Origin of the sequence: Roseovarius sp. EC-HK134 (assembly GCF_902498815.1) — a bacterium.
GTDB classification, from domain to species: Bacteria; Pseudomonadota; Alphaproteobacteria; order Rhodobacterales; family Rhodobacteraceae; genus Roseovarius; species Roseovarius mucosus_A.
The window spans coordinates 250,140-266,249 of sequence record NZ_LR701544.1 but is presented as its reverse complement, the minus strand read 5'-3'; the positions used below and the strand labels follow the sequence as shown (position 1 = coordinate 266,249).

The window sequence follows — 16,110 nt, the reverse complement described above, 5'->3', positions numbered from 1 at the left end:
ACGGCCCACACTTACTGGACACTGAGGTGCCCCTTGAGGTGCCCCTAGATTTGTAGACGCTTTGCTTGGTAATTTTGGAACCAAGGAGAAGCGCGGATGTCATCGCAGAAACGGTTTACGGACGAGTTCAAAAGGGACGCTGTGGCGCAGGTTGTTGATCGCGGCTATGCGGTCAGCGAAGTGGCTGAGCGACTGGGGGTCAGCACGAAGTCGCTCTACACATGGAAGGCTCAGTTTGCGAGGCCTGCCAAGGGTCGAGAGNCCCAAGCGCCGCGCGCCCCCGCCCCGGCCGAGGATGTGGCCCGCGAAGAGCGCGTCAAGATGACCCGCCTGCGCCAGACCATTGCCCGCCGCCTCAAGGACAGCCAGAACACTGCCGCCATGCTCACCACCTATAATGAGGTGGACATGACCGAGGTGATGGCGCTGCGCAACCAGTACAAAGACGAGTTCTACAAGAAGCACGGCGTGCGCCTTGGCTTCATGTCGTTCTTTACCAAGGCCTGTGTGCATGCCCTCAAAGAAGTGCCCGAGGTCAATGCCGAGATCGACGGCACCGACATCGTTTACAAGAACTTCGTGCATATGGGCGTCGCCGCAGGCACGCCCACCGGTCTTGTCGTGCCGGTGATCCGAGATGTGGATCAGATGGGCTTTGCCGCGATTGAAAAGGCCATCGCCGAAAAAGGCGCCCGCGCCCGTGATGGCAAGCTCAGCATGGCGGAAATGCAGGGCGGCACCTTCACCATCTCGAATGGTGGCGTCTATGGCTCGCTGATGTCCTCGCCCATCCTCAACCCGCCGCAATCGGGCATTCTGGGCATGCACAAGATTCAGGACCGCCCCATGGCGATCAACGGTCAGGTGGTGATCCGCCCGATGATGTATCTGGCGCTCAGCTATGATCACCGCATCGTCGACGGCAAAGGCGCTGTCACCTTCCTCGTGCGCGTCAAAGAGGCGCTCGAAGATCCCCGCCGGTTGCTGATGGATTTGTGATCGGTGCGCAACACATGCGCACCCTTCCCGTAGGGTGCGCATTCATTGCGCGCCTTATCACATGAGGCTCTTCATGACCCCCGAACTCACCGCCCTCGCCCTCGCCGCCCTGCTGCAAGCCGTGCAATTCGTGCTTTACGCCATCCCGGCCAATCTCGAGCTTGGGCCGGGCTACACCATGTCCGCGCGCGACCGCGAGCCGTCCAAACAACTCTCGCCGAAAACCGCGCGCCTTGGCCGCGCGCTTTCCAACCATTTCGAGGGGCTGATCCTCTTTACCATCGCGGTTGTGGTCGTCACGCTCGGTGCAACATCGAGCCCCCTCACCGCCGCCTGCGCCTATACCTACCTTGCCGCCCGTGTGGCCTATATTCCCGCCTATTATTTCGGCCTGCGCCCGTGGCGCTCGCTCATTTGGGCGGTGGGCTTTGGGGCCACGCTGCTCATGCTGCTGGCGGCGGTCTTATGATGTTTCATCTGGCTCAAAATACCTCGGGGGAGGCGCGCGCAGCGCGACGGGGGCAGCGCCCCCTCTCTGCCCGGCCCGCACTGACGCAAGACCGATAGAATACCGACGCGGCCCCGCCGCGCAAAACGAAAGGATCTGACCCATGGCCTCTTACGACGTAATCATCATCGGCGCCGGCCCCGGCGGCTATGTCTGTGCCATCCGCTGCGCGCAACTGGGGCTGAAAACCGCCGTGGTCGAGGGGCGGGCCACTTTGGGCGGCACCTGTCTCAACGTGGGCTGCATCCCCTCCAAGGCGCTTTTGCACGCCAGCCACATGCTGCACGAGGCCGAGCATAATTTCGCCGCCATGGGCCTCAAGGGCAAGTCCCCCTCGGTCGATTGGAAACAGATGCTGGCCTATAAGGATGACGTCATCGGCCAGAATACCAAGGGCATCGAATTTCTGTTCAAAAAGAACAAGGTAGACTGGCTCAAGGGCTGGGGCTCGATCCCCGAGGCGGGCAAGGTGAAGGTGGGTGATGATGTCCACGAGGCCAAGCATATCGTCATCGCCTCTGGCTCTGTGCCTGCCTCGCTGCCGGGTGTCGAGGTTGATGAAAAGATCGTTGTCACCTCCACCGGCGCGCTGGAACTGGGCAAGATCCCGAAATCGCTGGTGGTGATCGGGGCAGGTGTGATTGGGCTTGAAATGGGGTCGGTCTATGCCCGTCTTGGGGCCGAGGTGACAGTCGTTGAATATCTTGACGCGATCACCCCCGGCATGGATGCTGAAGTGCAAAAGACCTTCCAGAGAATACTGAAGAAACAAGGGATTAACTTTGTCATGGGGGCCGCCGTGCAATCGGTCGAGACGCTCAAGACCAAGGCCAAGGTGCATTACAAGCTGCGCAAGGACGACAGCGCGCATCAGTTGGATGCCGACACCGTTCTGCTGGCTACGGGCCGCAAACCCTATACCGACGGGCTGGGGCTGGCCGATCTGGGTGTCGAGATGACCAAGCGCGGCCAGATTGCCACCGATGACCATTGGCAGACCTCGGTCAAGGGCATCTATGCCATCGGCGACGCCATCGAAGGCCCGATGCTGGCCCACAAGGCCGAGGATGAGGGCATGGCCGTGGCCGAGGTGCTGGCGGGCAAGCATGGGCATGTGAATTACGGCGTCATTCCCGGCGTGATCTACACGCACCCCGAGGTTGCCAATGTCGGCGCAACCGAAGAAAGCCTTAAAGACCAAGGGTGTGCCTATAAGGTTGGCAAATTCTCGTTCATGGGCAATGGCCGCGCCAAGGCGGTTTTTGCGGGCGATGGTTTTGTGAAAATCCTCGCCGACAAGGAAACGGACCGCATCTTGGGCGCGCATATCATCGGGCCAGCGGCGGGGGATCTCATCCACGAGATTTGCGTGGCGATGGAATTCGGGGCCTCGGCGCAGGATCTGGCACTCACCTGCCACGCGCATCCCACCTATTCCGAGGCGGTGCGCGAAGCGGCACTTGCTTGCGGCGATGGGGCGATCCACGCGTGAGCGGGGCGGCGCGATGACGCCCCTCGTTTCGGTCGTCATCCCCGCTTTTCAGGCGGGCGGCAGTTTGCCCGCCGCCCTTGCCTCCATCGCGGCCTCTGGCCTGCCGCCAGAGCGTATAGAGGTAGTGATCGCCCCGGATGATGGGCAGGGCTATGACGATCTGCCTGATCTGGGGCTGCGCATCACCCGCTGCGCCACGCATCACATGGCCACCGGGGCGGGCCCTGCGCGCAATCGTGCTATCGCGGCGTCAAAGGCGCAGGTGATTGCCTTTCTCGATGCGGATGACACATGGGAGCCGGGCTATCTGGGGACACTTCTGCCCTTGGCCCGGTCGCATGGGGCCGCCTTTGGGCGGACCCGTATTCTGCTTGGGACTGAGGCGCTGTTGCATTTGCCCGGCGGGGGGCAGACCGCCCTTGGCTTTGCCGATCTGGGGCGCACGGGGGCCAGTTTTCATCCGGTAGCGCGGCGCGGGTTGGTGGGACCGTTTCGCAATCGGCCGGCGCAGGATGTGCTACACGCCATGGAAATCCTCTCGCTGGTCGGCGGGCGCGCGCCCTTGGGCCAAACCAGCTATAATCTGCATCTCAGCGCGCAGAGTGCCACGGCGCAGGCCGCCTTTGCCCGCCGGGTTGAACAGGCGTACCGCGACCATATGCGCGCGATCGAGACGGGGCGCACCCGGATTGCGCCGCAGCATGGCCGCGCCGCGCACCACGCCTTTGAGGCCAAGTCGCGCCTCAACCGGGCCTATGCGCAGGCGGGCAAGGCCGAGTTCTTTTACCAATTCATGAAGTCCCGGTTGGCGGTCTAGGGGTTGGGCGCGCCGACCCGGAACGCCTTACTTGCGCGCGGGCTGTTCTGGATCAAATCCCGCCTCGCGCATCAGCGCGTTTGACGCACCTTCGATATCGTGCTCCAGCCGCGCCATAAAGCTGTTGCGGTCCAGACCCTGCGGGATAGGAGGCAGGAATTCCACCACCGCCAGCCCCGGCTTGCGATAAATGCCGCGCTTGGGCCAGAACACGCCGACATTGGTCGCGGCGGGCACACAGGACACTCCCATCTGCTCATAAAGCACGGCAGTGCCGATCTTGTAGGGCATTTTGACCCCCGGTGCCACGCGCGTGCCTTGGGCGTAGATGATCAACTGGCCGGGGGTCTGCGCCCCGCGCGCCACATCCTCGACCATCTTCTTGATCGCAGCGCCCCGCTTGCCGCGATCCACAGCCACACAGCCGATCCGCATTCCGTAAAGGCCGATCACCGGCGTCCAGAGAATTTCGCGCTTCATGATGAAGCGGCCAGTGGGCAATTCGCTGAAAATCAACAGAATATCGAGAAAGGATTGATGTTTTGAGGCGATCAAAACTTGGCCATCCGGCGGCGTGCCGCGCACTTCGGTGCGCAGGCCCACCATCCAGGCCGCGGTCCAACGGACCCAGCGGCAATAGGCCTTGCATCCAGCCAGAGCCCCCTTGCGGCTGACAATCGCGGCGGGCATGTAAACCAGCCCGACCACGGGCAGCATCACATACATCTGCGTCACAAAGAGCAGCGACCGCACCCATTGAACGGCAAACCTCATGGCATATCCTTCAAGGTACGCTGCGCGGCAAGCCGGGTGGCAAGAAAGGCCACAGAGGCCGCCAGCAGCGGAATGATCAAGGGCCAGACCCAGTGCCAGCCCTGAAATCCGAGACCCGTCAAAAAACCGCCCTCAATCTGCGCACTGGGTAAAAGCAGGATCGCGCCGCAGCCCAGAACCACGCCGACGCAGGCCCCGCTGAGTGCCCGAAGCGTGAAACGACGCACGAAGGCATGGGCGATATAGGTATCCTGCGCGCCCACAAGGCGTAGCACGCTGATCACCTGCGCATTGGCTGCAAGGGCTGCGTTGGCCGCCAGCGTGATCATCGCCCCGACCGCCGCCCCGATCAGGATCAGCGACACCCACCCCAAGAGGCGCAACCGGCTGGCCGCGCGCACCAGAGGTTGCCGCCAGCGGGTGTGATCGTCGAGCATGGCCCCCGGCACCTCGGCGCTCAGGCGCAGGCGCAGGCCCTCGGCGTCAAACCCATCGGAGGTTTCGATCACTTCGATCAGGCGTGGGATCGGAAGATCGGAAATAGGCAAGCCGGGGCCAAACCACGGTGCTAAAAGCGCCGCCTGCTCTTCATCGCTGAGGGCGCGGGCACGGTCCACCCCGGCGGTGGTTTCAAGCACGCGCAGCGCCGCTGCGGTCTGCGCTGCCATCTGGCCTTCGGGGGCCGAAATCCGCACCGTTGCTGTGCGCGCCAACTCGTCGCCCCAGCGATCCGCCAGCCGCCCGGTTGCCAGTGACAAGGCAAGGGCGAAAACTGCGAGAAAGGCCATGACGCCCGCGCTGAACAGCGTGAGCCAAGCGGTAAAGCCGGTCGGCGGCACCACGCGGTCGGCCTGTCCATCGCTGCGCAGCAGGGTCTTGACCTGCGTAAGATCGAGCTTCATAGATCCGCCCCCGCCAATTGCAGCTTGCGCGATGCAATCCGCAGGACGCGGGCCTGAACATGGCTTTTGGCGGCGCGGATGAGGGCAAGGTCGTGGGTGGCGATCAGGATCGTCTTGCCCATCCGGTTCAGCTCGATCAACAGGCGCAAGAGGCGCTGCGACATTTCCCAATCGACATTGCCGGTCGGTTCATCCGCCAGCACCACATCGGGCGACATGATGACCGCGCGCGCAAGGGCGGCGCGCTGGCGTTCGCCCCCCGACAATTCCGGCGGCAGGGCATTGGCGCGTTCCTTAAGACCGACCCAGCCGGTCAATTCGCGCAGATTGGCATCCTCAGCCAAAAGATCACGCCCCGATACGGCCAGTGGCAAGGCGATGTTTTCGGACACGCTCAGATGATCGAGAAACTGGCAATCCTGATGCACCACGCCGATCCGTCGCCGTATCATCGCGATATCGTCGCGCTCCATCGTGCGCCGTTCCTGTCCGAACAGGCGCACCTGTCCCGCCGTGGGCACAAGCGCCCCATAACACAGCTTGAGCAGCGTCGTTTTGCCCGATCCCGACGGTCCGGTCAGGAAATGAAACGAACCGGGGCTGAGCGCCAGCGATACATCTGCCAGCAATTCCCCGCCACCATAACTATAGGCCACATTTTCCAGCTCGATCACGGCTGTCCCCTTGTCACTCACAGCCCCTAAATGCCCCAGAGGCCACACATGTGCAATGATCCTGCGCGTGATTCGCTTTGGCCTTTTCCGAAAGCCGCGAACCGCCTATGCTGACGGCTAACGAGAGGGGCCGGACAACGGCGGCAAGAAGCAGGTGGCAGAATGAGGCTGATTTGCCCGAATTGCGGCGCACAATACGAGGTGCCCGACGAAGTGATCCCGTTGAGCGGGCGCGATGTGCAATGCTCCAACTGCGGGGACACGTGGTTTCAGCATCATGCGTCGCATGCGCCCGACGCCTCGGGCGACGATGATCTGGGGCCTCCGCCGCGTGAGGAAGATGTGCCGCCCCCCGCGCCGCCGGTCACTGAGGACCTATCCGACGCGCCCTATGAGGACGACGAGTACGACGACGATCTGTTGGACGAAGATTTTGCAGAGCCAGAGCCCGCGCCCGCCCGTCCTGCGCGGCGTGGCATTGATCCGGGCGTTGCCGATATCCTGAGGCAAGAGGCAGAGCGCGAGCGCCAGGTACGCAGCGCGCCGGGTGGCATTGAAATGCAGCCCGACCTTGGCCTGACAGAGCCGGAGTTGACCGAGGATGAACGCACCCGTCAGGCCCGTGCCCGGATGGAGCGTCTGCGCGGCACCTCTGGCCCTTCGGCACCGGCCGCGCCCGAGATGCCCGATGCCCATGCCAGCATAGATCCCTCATCCCGGCGCAATCTCTTGCCTGATATCGAAGAGATCAACTCGTCGCTCACCTCGACCGGCGACCGCGCAGACCCCGCGCAAAGCCCGATGCCCGAGGATATCGAATTGCCGGTTGGGCGTGGCGGTTTTCGCAGCGGCTTTCGGCTGGCGATCATTACCTTTGGCTTGGCGGCGCTTGTCTATGCTCTGGCGCCGCGTCTGGCCGCATCCATTCCCGCCGCCGAGGCACCGCTGACGCAATACGTCAGCGCGGTCAATATGGCGCGGGTTTGGCTTGATCAGTTGGTCGGGGGCTGGTTCTAGGGGTCTTGACCTCTGGCTATGGGCGGCGCATGTCCCGTGCATGCGCCCTAGTGGAGACCTACCATGAGCTTTACTCGTTCGATCAAGATCGCCCCGTCCATCCTATCGGCGGATTTCGCCAACTTTGGCGCTGAAATCCGCGCCATCGAGGCCGAGGGCTGTGATTGGGTGCATGTCGATGTGATGGACGGGCATTTCGTGCCCAATCTGACCTTTGGTCCGCCGCTCTGCGCTGCCATTCGCCCGCATATCAAGACGGTGATGGACGTGCATCTGATGATCTCGCCGGTCGATCCCTATATCGACGCCTTTGCACAGGCGGGGGCTGATGTGCTGACCGCGCATCTTGAGGCGGGGCCGCATATCCACCGCACTTTGCAGGCCATTCGTGGGGCTGGATGCAAGGCGGGTCTGGCGCTTAATCCCGGCACGGGGATCGACGCGGTTGAGCATCTGCTTGATATGGTGGATCTCATTTGTGTGATGACGGTAAACCCCGGCTTTGGCGGGCAAAAGTTCATCCATAGCCAGATCGACAAAGTCAAACGCCTGCGCGCGATGATTGGCGACCGACCCATCCATATCGAGATTGACGGTGGCATCACCACGGAAACCGCCCCCCTGATGGCGGCGGCAGGGGCCGATGTGCTGGTGGCGGGCTCTGCGGTGTTCAAGGGCGGCAGCGTCGACAATCCGGGCGTCTATGGCGAGAATATCCGCGCGATCCGTCGCGCGGCAGAGGCGGCGACCGGTGCCATGGCATGAGCCGTGCGGTCATTTTTGATCTCGACGGCACACTGATCGACAGCGCGCCGGATATCCATGCCGCCGCCAACCGCCTGATGGCACAGCATGGGTTTGCGGCGTTCACGCCCGACGAAACCCGCAGCTTTATCGGCAGCGGCGTGCCGCATTTCATCACCTGTTGCCTGACGGCGCGCGGGCGGGCAGGGGATGGCGCGCTGCGCGCCCGAATGATCGAAGAGTTCATCGCCGATTACGAAACCGCCGTGACCCTGACACAGGTTTATCCGGGTGTCATGGGCGCACTCGATGGGCTGGCGGGGGCCGATCTTGCCCTTGGCCTCTGCACCAACAAGCCCAAAGGTCCTGCTCATGCAGTCTTGGCGCATCTGGGGCTGGATGGCTATTTCCCGGTGATCATCGGGGGTGACAGCCTGACCGTGCGCAAGCCGGACCCGGCCCCGCTTCAGGCCACCGCCGCAGCGCTTGGTGCGCGGGACATGGTTTTTGTCGGCGATAGCGAGGTTGATGCGGAAACCGCAGCGCGGGCGGGCGTGCCTTTTGTTCTGTACACCGAGGGCTATCGCAAAGGGCCGGTCGAGCGGATCACCCATGACCGGGCGTTTTCGGATTTCACCGACCTGCCGGGGCTGATCACAGACCTCTTGTCCTGAGGGGGATTGCGCGGGCATACTCGCCCCATGCGAACCCGTTTGACCGAGGCCTTTGGCCTGACCCATCCCATTCTTTGCGCGCCAATGGCCTTTGCGGCCGGGGGGCGGCTTGCGGCGGCTGTGACCCATGCGGGCGGGTTGGGCCTGATCGGTGGCGGTTATGGCAAGGCCGACTGGCTGGATAGCGCCTTTGCCGAGGCTGGGAATGCGCGGGTGGGATGCGGGTTCATCACGTGGAAAATGGCCGAGAATCCGGCTGTTCTGGATCAGGTTCTGGCGCGCAAACCGGCGGCGCTCTGCCTGTCGTTTGGCGATCCGGCCCCCTTTGCGCCACGGATTGCCGATGCTGGCGTGCCGCTTGTCTGTCAGGTTCAGACCCTGCGTGACGCGCAGCGCGCTGCGGACTGCGGCGCGCAGGTGATCGTGGCGCAGGGGGCCGAGGCCGGGGGCCATGGCGAGCGGCGCGGCACGATCACACTGGTGCCCGAGGTGGCCGATTGGCTGGCGGTTCACGCCCCCGAGGTGCTGCTCGTGGCGGCGGGGGGCATTGCCGACGGGCGGGGATTGGCTGCCGCCCTCATGCTGGGGGCAGAGGGCGCTCTGATCGGCTCACGCCTCTGGGCCTCTGCCGAGGCGCAGGTGTCTGAGGCGATGACCGATGCTGCGATTGCCGCCACCGGCGATCAGACGATCCGCTCCACGGTGATGGATGCCGCGCGCGATCTGCGGTGGCCCGCGCGTTATACGGCGCGGGTGCTGCGCAATGCGGTGACAGAGCGGTGGCATGATGATCCCGACGGTTTGCGCAAGGATGGGCCTGCGCGTGCCGATTGGGCGACGGGCTGGGCAGCGGGTGATCCTGACCGCGCCAATACCTTTGTCGGCGAGGCGACGGGGTTGATCCATGACCGCCCCCCGGTGGCCGAGATCATCGCACGCATGGTCGAGGATGCCGAAGCGCTGTTCCGGCGCGCGCCGGGCTGGGCACAATGACCCTGCCAGATCGCCTGCGCCAAGAAATCGCTGCGCGGCGCGCCGACCTGATCGCGCTGACCCAAGACCTGATCCGTATTCCGACGCGCAATCCGCCGGGCGAGAATTATCGCGAGATTTGTGATTATCTCGACCGTCGTTTGCGTACATCGGGGTTCACGACCGAATTGATCCGCGCCACAGGGGCCCCCGGCGACAGTGACCGGCACCCACGTTGGAACATCGTGGCGCGGCGTGAGGGCGCGCGCCCCGGCGCTTGCGTGCATTTCAACAGCCATATCGACGTGGTCGAGGTCGGCCATGGCTGGAGCGTGGACCCCTTTGGCGGGGCGGTGATCGACGGGAAAATCTATGGTCGGGGCGCCTGTGACATGAAGGGCGGACTTGCGGCAAGCATCATCGCGGCAGAGGCGTTCATCGCCACCTGTCCCGATTACGCCGGGGCCATCGAGATCAGCGGCACGGCGGATGAGGAATCGGGCGGCTTTGGCGGCGTGGCCTATCTGGCCGAGCGTGGCTATTTCAGCCCCGGCCGGGTGGATCACGTCATCATTCCGGAACCTTTGGGCAAGGATCGGATTTGCCTTGGGCATCGCGGTGTCTGGTGGGCCGAGATCGAGACCCACGGCGAGATTGCCCATGGCTCTATGCCCTTTCTGGGGGATTGCGCCGTGCGCCACATGGGCGCGGTCATCGCGCGGATGGAGGAACAGCTTTTCCCGGCACTGGCGGCCCGGCGCACCGAGATGCCCGTGGTTCCCGAGGGCGCGCGGCAATCGACGCTCAACATCAATTCCATCCATGGCGGAGAGCCAGAGCAAGACGCCGATTACACCGGCCTGCCCAGCCCTTGCGTGCCCGACCGTTGCCGGATGGTGATCGACCGGCGATTCCTGATCGAAGAGGATATCGGCGCGGTCGAAACAGAAATTCGCGACCTGTTAGAGGCGTTGCGCCAAGGCAGGCCGGGGTTTGACTATACAATCCGGGAATTGCACCGCGTCCTGCCCACAATGACTGACCGCGATGCGCCGGTGGTGGGGGCGGTGGCGCGGGCGGTGGATCAGGTGTTCGGCCATGCCGCCGATTACGTGGTCAGCCCCGGCACCTATGACCAGAAACATATCGACCGGATCGGGCGGCTGAAGAACTGCATCGCCTATGGTCCGGGCATCCTCGATCTGGCGCATAAGCCGGATGAATATGTGGGGATCGACGATATGGAACACTCGGCACGCGTGATGGCGCTTGCCCTTGCAGAGTTGCTGGGGGTTTGAGTTCGCTGTTCAGCAAATACTCAAAGAGCGGCGCGTGTTGCGGGCGCCGGACTTTGAGGGTTTAGACACCGGTGAAACCGCTCAGCTTCCGATCGCGATATTGTCGATCAGGCGCACGCCCGCAAGCCATGCGGCCGCAAAGAGACGGGCCGGGCGCGTGGGGGCCGCCAAGGCCGATAGATCGTCCTGCGCGCGCAGATCAAGGTAATCGATCCCGGTAAAGCCCGCACGTTCCAGCCGCGCCACGGCCTTGGTGTGCAGCGCTTGGAAATCGGTGCCGGCGCGCAGCCCGTCGGCGATCTGCTCCATCACCTCATGCAGCACGGGGGCCGTGGTGCGGGCGCGGTCCGACAGCAAAAGGTTGCGTGAGGACATAGCCAGACCGTCGATTTCCCGGATCGTCGGGCAGCCATGCACAGTGATCGGAATATCGAGATCCGCCGCCATCCGGCGCACGACCATCAGTTGCTGATAGTCTTTTTCGCCGAAAAAGGCGTCGGTGGCCGCCGTCTGGGTAAAAAGCTTGGTCACGACAGTGGCCATCCCGTCGAAATGGCCCGGTCGATAGACACCCTCCATCACATCGGTGAGGCCCGCGACAGAGACGGTGGTGGCGAAATGTGGCGGATACATCTGATCGCCCTCCGGCACCCAGAGGGCGTCTACCGCAAAGCGTTCCAGCTTGCGCGCATCCTCGGTCTCGGTGCGGGGATAGTTCTTGAGGTCTTCGGGATTGTTGAACTGCTTGGGATTGACAAAGATAGTCACGATCACCCGGTCGCAGATGGCCTTGGCTGCCGCTGCGAGTGACAGATGCCCGTCATGCAGCGCGCCCATGGTGGGCACGACGCCAATCGTCTCGCCCGCAAGAATCCAAGGCCGGGTGGCGGCACGCAGCGCGTCAAGGTCGCGCAGAATGGGCGCGCTCATCCGCGCGGGGCCTTGTCGGCAAAGGTATGTTCGGGCGCGGGGAATGTCCGGGCGCGCACCTCGGCGGCATAGGCGGCAATAGCCGCCTCTCCCTCTGCGCCCAAGCTGGCGTAGCGCTTGACGAATTTCGGTTTGAAGGCGGTGAAAAGCCCCAGCATGTCATCGACCACGAGGATTTGCCCGTCGCAGCCCACCGAGGCACCGATGCCGATGGTGGGAATGGGGATTTCAGCGGTGATCCGGTCGGCCAGCGTGGCTGTGACCTTTTCCAGCACCACCGAAAAGGCCCCTGCCGCGCTGACGGCGCGGGCATCGGCCAAGAGCGTCTCGGCGGCATCGCCGCGCCCCTGCACCTTATAACCGCCAAGCGTGTTGATGGACTGCGGGGTAAGGCCGATATGCGCCATCACCGGCACGCCACGCGCCACGAGAAAGGCGATGGTGTCGGCCATGTGCCGCCCACCTTCGAGCTTGACCGCCGCAGCCCCCGTTTCGCGCATGATGCGCGCGGCATTACGGAACGCCTGTTCCGGGCTTTCCTCGTACGAGCCAAAGGGCATGTCGATCACCAGCATGGCATGGCTCAGGCCGCGTGCCACCGCCTGACCGTGCAGGATCATCATCTCCATCGTGACACCGAGGGTCGAGGGCAGGCCATGCACCACCATGCCCACGCTGTCGCCCACCAGCACGAAATCACAGTCGGCGTCCATCATTCGCGCCATCGGTGTTGTATAGGCCGTGAGGCTGACGATGGGCGTGCCGCCTTTCATCGCGCGGATATCCTCCGGCAGGGGGGCGGTCTTGTTGGCAGTGGCGCTCATAGGCTGAATTCCGGTCATTTCTGCATTGCGGCGCACGCTATCAATCCTCGCCAGAGAAATCCACACCTCTGTTTTCGCATACGATCCGGCGCGACGTCGCTTTCGTGCGGCGTTGCGTCGGATGGGCTGCGCGCGAATTGGCAGGATTGATAAACATCGCCCCAACTCAAGTCACCCTAAGGGAGTCGCTCGTCATGAAAACCCAGGTCAAAGCCCTCGTCGTTGGCGGCGGTGCCGTTGGCACCTCGATTGCCTATCATCTGGCCAAGGCCGGGTGGGAGGATGTCATGCTGCTGGAGCGGGACGAGCTGACCTCTGGCTCGACCTGGCATGCGGCGGGATTGCTGCCGCTCTTCAACATGTCCTTTGCCACCACGCATATCCACAAATATTCGGTGGAGTTCTACAAGACGCTGGAGGCCGAGACCGGGCTGAATGCGGGCTTTGCCGTCGTGGGGAACCTGCGCATGGCGCAGACCGACGAGCGGATGGACGAGTATATGCTCTATGCCTCGACCGCCGAAACCTGCGGCGTGCCCTATCAGTGGCTGACCCCCGACGAGATCAAAGAACGCTGGCCGTTGATTAATACGTCCGACCTCAAGGGTGCGCTTTATCACAACACCGACGGCTATATTAACCCCGCCGATGTGACGCAGGCCATGGCCAAGGGGGCGCGTCAGCGCGGCGTGATGATCGAGCGCAAGTGGCAGGCGGATGCGTTCCACTGGACCGGCACCGCGTGGGAGGTGACCTGCACCAAGATGGTGGAAAAGGGCGGCAATCTAGTGCCCTCGGACGAGCAGATCGTGATCACCGCCGAGCATGTCGTGACGGCGAGCGGCAACCATGCGCAAACCACCGCCAAGAAGCTGGGCATCAAGATCCCGGCAATCCCCGTCGAGCATCAGTTCGTCGTGATGGATCAGGACCCGGCGCTGGTCGAATTCCGCAGACAGGGCGGCAAAGAACACCCCGTCGTGCGCGACGCCGATGCGCAAAGCTATGTGCGCGAAGAGCGCGGCGGCTGGATTCTGGGTGTTTATGAGAAAAACGCGCCCGCCTGCTTTGAATATGGCGTGCCGGACAGTTTCCGTGCTGATCTCTTCCCGCTGGCGCTGGAGCGGATCGAAGAACAGTATATGGCGATGATCCACCGCATCCCGTCCTGCGAGGAATCGGGCCTCAAGGACGATTTCAACGGTCCGATCTGCTATACGCCCGATGGCAACCCGCTGGTCGGTCCCGCACCGGGGCTGCGCAACATGTGGCTGGCCGAGGGCTTTAGCTTTGGCATTACCGCTGCGGGCGGCACGGGCTATTACCTTGCGCAGTTGATGGTGAATGGCGAGGCCGAGATCGACATGGCAAGCCTTGATCCCAAGCGCTATTCCTCAAACTGGATGACGACCGAGTTTGCCGCGCGCAAGAACGAAGAATGCTACGATCACGTCTATATCCTGCACCACCCGGATGAAGAGCGCCCCGCGTGCCGCCCGCTGCGCACCTCGCCCGCCTATGACCGGCAAAAGAAGCGCGGCGCGCAGTTCGGGTTCGTCAATGGCTGGGAACGCCCCAACTATTACGGGCCACTCGACGCGCCGGAAAATTTTGACCATGACGCGCGCAGCTTCCGCCGGGGCGGCTGGTGGCAATATGCAGTGGAAGAGGCGCGCGCGATCCGTGAAGGCGTAGGCCTGATCGACGCCACGGCGTTTTCCAAGCATATGGTCAAAGGGCCGGGGGCGACCGCGTTCCTCGATTGGTTCACCTGCAACAAGCTGCCAAAAGTGGGCCGCATCAACCTGACCTATGCGCTGACCGATCATGGCACAACGCGTACGGAATACACCATCGTGCGCCTCAAAGAGCATGAATATTACCTCGTCTCTGCCGGGGCCTGGACCGAGTATGACGCCGATTATCTGCGTAAATCGGCCGAGGATATGGCGGGCGAATTCGGCTATATCGAGATTCAGGACGTGACCACCCAATGGGGTGTCTTTGCCATCGCCGGGCCGAAATCGCGCGACGTGCTGAACGCGGTCATCAAGGATGCCGATCCGGCAACTGCGCTGAGCAACAAGCGGTTCCCGTGGCTTTCGGCGCAGCGCATCGAACTGGGCATGTGCCCGGTCAATGCCATCCGCGTGGCCTATACCGGCGAATTGGGCTGGGAATTGCATCATCCGATCGAGATGCAAAACTACCTTTTCGACCTGCTGGAAAAGGCTGGCGAGAAGTATGGGATGAAGCTGGTCGGCGCGCGCGCGCAGAACTGGCTGCGGCAAGAGAAAAGCTATCGCGCCTTTGGCAACGAGCTAGGCCGTGACGCGACCCCGCTCGAGGCCGATCTGCCGCGCTTTGTCGATCTGGACAAGGACTTCCGCGGCAAGGCCCGGATGGTCGAGACCGGCGTGCGCGTGAAATGCTGCACGCTTCTGATCGACGGGCCCGCCGATGCCGATCCCTGGGGGCGTGAGGTGCTCTATACGCCCGAAGGCGAGCGGGTTGGTCGCCTGACCTCGGGTGGCTATTCGGTGGCCTTCGGGAAATCCATCGGTATGGGCTATGTCAAACCTGAACAGGCGGTTGAGGGCACCAAGCTCAAGGTCAAGATGCTCGATCAGCTTTGGGATGCGGTCGTGACCTGCGACAGCCCCTATGACCCCAAGAACGAGACCATCCGCAAGGATGGGTGAGGCGGAATAGGGGGCACCAATTGGTGCCCCTATTTCCAATGCGTGCCCAGCCAGTCTTTCCACTGCCTCTCTGACCCGGCAAAGACGTTGATATCGACGCCGCCCTCGACCCCCGGCACGATGCCCGTGCCGGTATATTGCCAAAAGGTCCAGCGTTTGCCGGGGTAGACCTGATCGGGCGTCTTCGCCACCGCGCGCAGCCAGAATTCCACCCCCTCGATCTGCCCAATGCCGGTTTGTTCGTAGAATTCCGGCGTGGTGTAGATGATCGGGCGTTGGCCGTAATACCGCTCGACGATATCAAGGAAAATCTGCGCTTGCCTGCGCACCTCTGCCCCCGGTGGGCGCACCACGCAGGTGGGGGAAAACGGGTTCCACTCCATGTCAAGCACGGGCGGCAACGCGCGGCCCCGACGTGGCACATTCTGGATGAACCATTGCGCCTGCACCTCGGGCGGGGTGCAGAAATAGTAGAAATGATAGGCCCCGCGCGGGATGCCCTCGCGCGCCGCCAATTGCCAGTTGCGGTCGAATTGCGCGTCCTTGAGATCGCCGCCCTCGGTCGCCTTGATAAAGGCAAAGGCCACACCCGAAAGCGCCACGCGCCGCCAGTCGATTTCGTTCTGGAACCGGGCCACATCAAGGCCATGCACCGGATAGCTAGACGGCCCGCGCGGGCCGAAATCGACCGGGGCATAATCGCCATACCGCTCGGTGGCCAGAGCGGGCCCGCATATGAGGGCGAGGCAGAGTAAAAGAGGACGCAGCATCTGAAAACCCGTT

The 16,110-nt window shown here is 63.1% G+C and carries 16 protein-coding genes and 1 pseudogene; 11 read left to right on the top strand and 6 right to left on the bottom strand.

Going from position 1 to position 16,110, the window contains the following annotated elements; all coding sequences use genetic code 11:
• Positions 1–96: 96 nt before the first annotated feature.
• The 5 genes and pseudogenes from GC127_RS22985 to GC127_RS05265 all read left to right on the top strand — a co-directional run.
• Positions 97–261: pseudogene (locus tag GC127_RS22985) on the top strand (transposase); the annotation flags it as partial.
• 1 nt (position 262) lies between these two features.
• A partial coding sequence (gene odhB / locus GC127_RS05280) for a 2-oxoglutarate dehydrogenase complex dihydrolipoyllysine-residue succinyltransferase (RefSeq protein WP_217524478.1) occupies positions 263–999 on the top strand: 737 nt, incomplete at its 5' end.
• A 73-nt stretch (positions 1,000–1,072) separates the two neighbouring features.
• On the top strand, positions 1,073–1,468 hold the full coding sequence (locus tag GC127_RS05275; protein ID WP_151977121.1) for an MAPEG family protein: 396 nt from the start codon (positions 1,073–1,075) through the stop codon (positions 1,466–1,468).
• 142 nt (positions 1,469–1,610) lie between these two features.
• Entirely contained in the window at positions 1,611–2,999 is a 1,389-nt protein-coding gene (gene lpdA, locus GC127_RS05270) for a dihydrolipoyl dehydrogenase (RefSeq protein WP_151977119.1), read from the top strand.
• A 13-nt stretch (positions 3,000–3,012) separates the two neighbouring features.
• Positions 3,013–3,816 carry a glycosyltransferase family 2 protein gene (locus GC127_RS05265; RefSeq protein ID WP_199861203.1) on the top strand — a complete coding sequence of 268 codons (804 nt, stop codon included), beginning with the start codon at positions 3,013–3,015 and terminating at the stop codon, positions 3,814–3,816.
• A 27-nt stretch (positions 3,817–3,843) separates the two neighbouring features.
• Here GC127_RS05265 and GC127_RS05260 read toward each other — a convergent pair whose 3' ends face one another.
• Genes GC127_RS05260 through GC127_RS05250 form a run of 3 tightly spaced genes read right to left on the bottom strand, consistent with a single transcriptional unit; the run spans position 3,844 to position 6,166 of the window.
• The gene (locus tag GC127_RS05260) at positions 3,844–4,590 is read right to left on the bottom strand and encodes a 1-acyl-sn-glycerol-3-phosphate acyltransferase (protein ID WP_151977115.1); all 747 of its coding nucleotides are present in this window, start codon (positions 4,588–4,590) and stop codon (positions 3,844–3,846) included.
• On the bottom strand, positions 4,587–5,492 hold the full coding sequence (locus GC127_RS05255) for an ABC transporter permease (RefSeq protein WP_151977113.1): 906 nt from the start codon (positions 5,490–5,492) through the stop codon (positions 4,587–4,589). The genes GC127_RS05260 and GC127_RS05255 overlap by 4 nt, the downstream gene beginning before the upstream one ends.
• On the bottom strand, positions 5,489–6,166 hold the full coding sequence (locus GC127_RS05250) for a cell division ATP-binding protein FtsE (protein WP_037296773.1): 678 nt from the start codon (positions 6,164–6,166) through the stop codon (positions 5,489–5,491). The genes GC127_RS05255 and GC127_RS05250 overlap by 4 nt, the downstream gene beginning before the upstream one ends.
• A gap of 162 nt (positions 6,167–6,328) precedes the next feature.
• Here GC127_RS05250 and GC127_RS05245 point away from each other — a divergent pair, with 162 nt between their 5' ends.
• The 5 genes from GC127_RS05245 to GC127_RS05225 all read left to right on the top strand — a co-directional run bounded on the left by GC127_RS05245 (position 6,329) and on the right by GC127_RS05225 (position 10,871).
• A complete protein-coding gene (locus tag GC127_RS05245) occupies positions 6,329–7,183 on the top strand; it encodes a zinc-ribbon domain-containing protein (RefSeq protein ID WP_151977111.1) in 855 nt (284 codons plus the stop codon).
• Between the two features lie 63 nt (positions 7,184–7,246).
• Complete coding sequence (gene rpe, locus GC127_RS05240; RefSeq protein WP_151977109.1) at positions 7,247–7,948, top strand: ribulose-phosphate 3-epimerase; 702 nt, start codon at positions 7,247–7,249, stop codon at positions 7,946–7,948.
• Positions 7,945–8,601 (top strand): phosphoglycolate phosphatase, encoded by a 657-nt coding sequence (gene gph / locus GC127_RS05235; RefSeq protein ID WP_081507500.1) that lies wholly within the window; start codon positions 7,945–7,947, stop codon positions 8,599–8,601. The genes rpe and gph overlap by 4 nt, the downstream gene beginning before the upstream one ends.
• Positions 8,602–8,628: 27 nt before the next feature.
• Positions 8,629–9,594, top strand: a complete 966-nt coding sequence (locus tag GC127_RS05230) for a nitronate monooxygenase family protein (RefSeq protein ID WP_151977107.1) — start codon at positions 8,629–8,631, stop codon at positions 9,592–9,594.
• Positions 9,591–10,871, top strand: a complete 1,281-nt coding sequence (locus GC127_RS05225; RefSeq protein ID WP_151977105.1) for an acetylornithine deacetylase/succinyl-diaminopimelate desuccinylase family protein — start codon at positions 9,591–9,593, stop codon at positions 10,869–10,871. The genes GC127_RS05230 and GC127_RS05225 overlap by 4 nt, the downstream gene beginning before the upstream one ends.
• Before the next feature lie 81 nt (positions 10,872–10,952).
• Here GC127_RS05225 and panC read toward each other — a convergent pair whose 3' ends face one another.
• On the bottom strand, positions 10,953–11,801 hold the full coding sequence (gene panC, locus GC127_RS05220; protein ID WP_151977103.1) for a pantoate--beta-alanine ligase: 849 nt from the start codon (positions 11,799–11,801) through the stop codon (positions 10,953–10,955).
• Positions 11,798–12,625 (bottom strand): 3-methyl-2-oxobutanoate hydroxymethyltransferase, encoded by an 828-nt coding sequence (gene panB / locus GC127_RS05215; RefSeq protein WP_151977101.1) that lies wholly within the window; start codon positions 12,623–12,625, stop codon positions 11,798–11,800. The genes panC and panB overlap by 4 nt, the downstream gene beginning before the upstream one ends.
• Positions 12,626–12,819: 194 nt before the next feature.
• Between panB and GC127_RS05210 the strand changes: the two genes are divergently transcribed.
• Positions 12,820–15,327 (top strand): FAD-dependent oxidoreductase, encoded by a 2,508-nt coding sequence (locus GC127_RS05210; protein ID WP_151977099.1) that lies wholly within the window; start codon positions 12,820–12,822, stop codon positions 15,325–15,327.
• A gap of 29 nt (positions 15,328–15,356) precedes the next feature.
• Here the strand turns inward: GC127_RS05210 and GC127_RS05205 are convergent, their stop codons facing one another.
• Positions 15,357–16,097, bottom strand: coding sequence for a GH25 family lysozyme (locus GC127_RS05205; protein ID WP_151977097.1), 741 nt, complete (start codon positions 16,095–16,097; stop codon positions 15,357–15,359).
• Positions 16,098–16,110 lie beyond the last annotated feature (13 nt).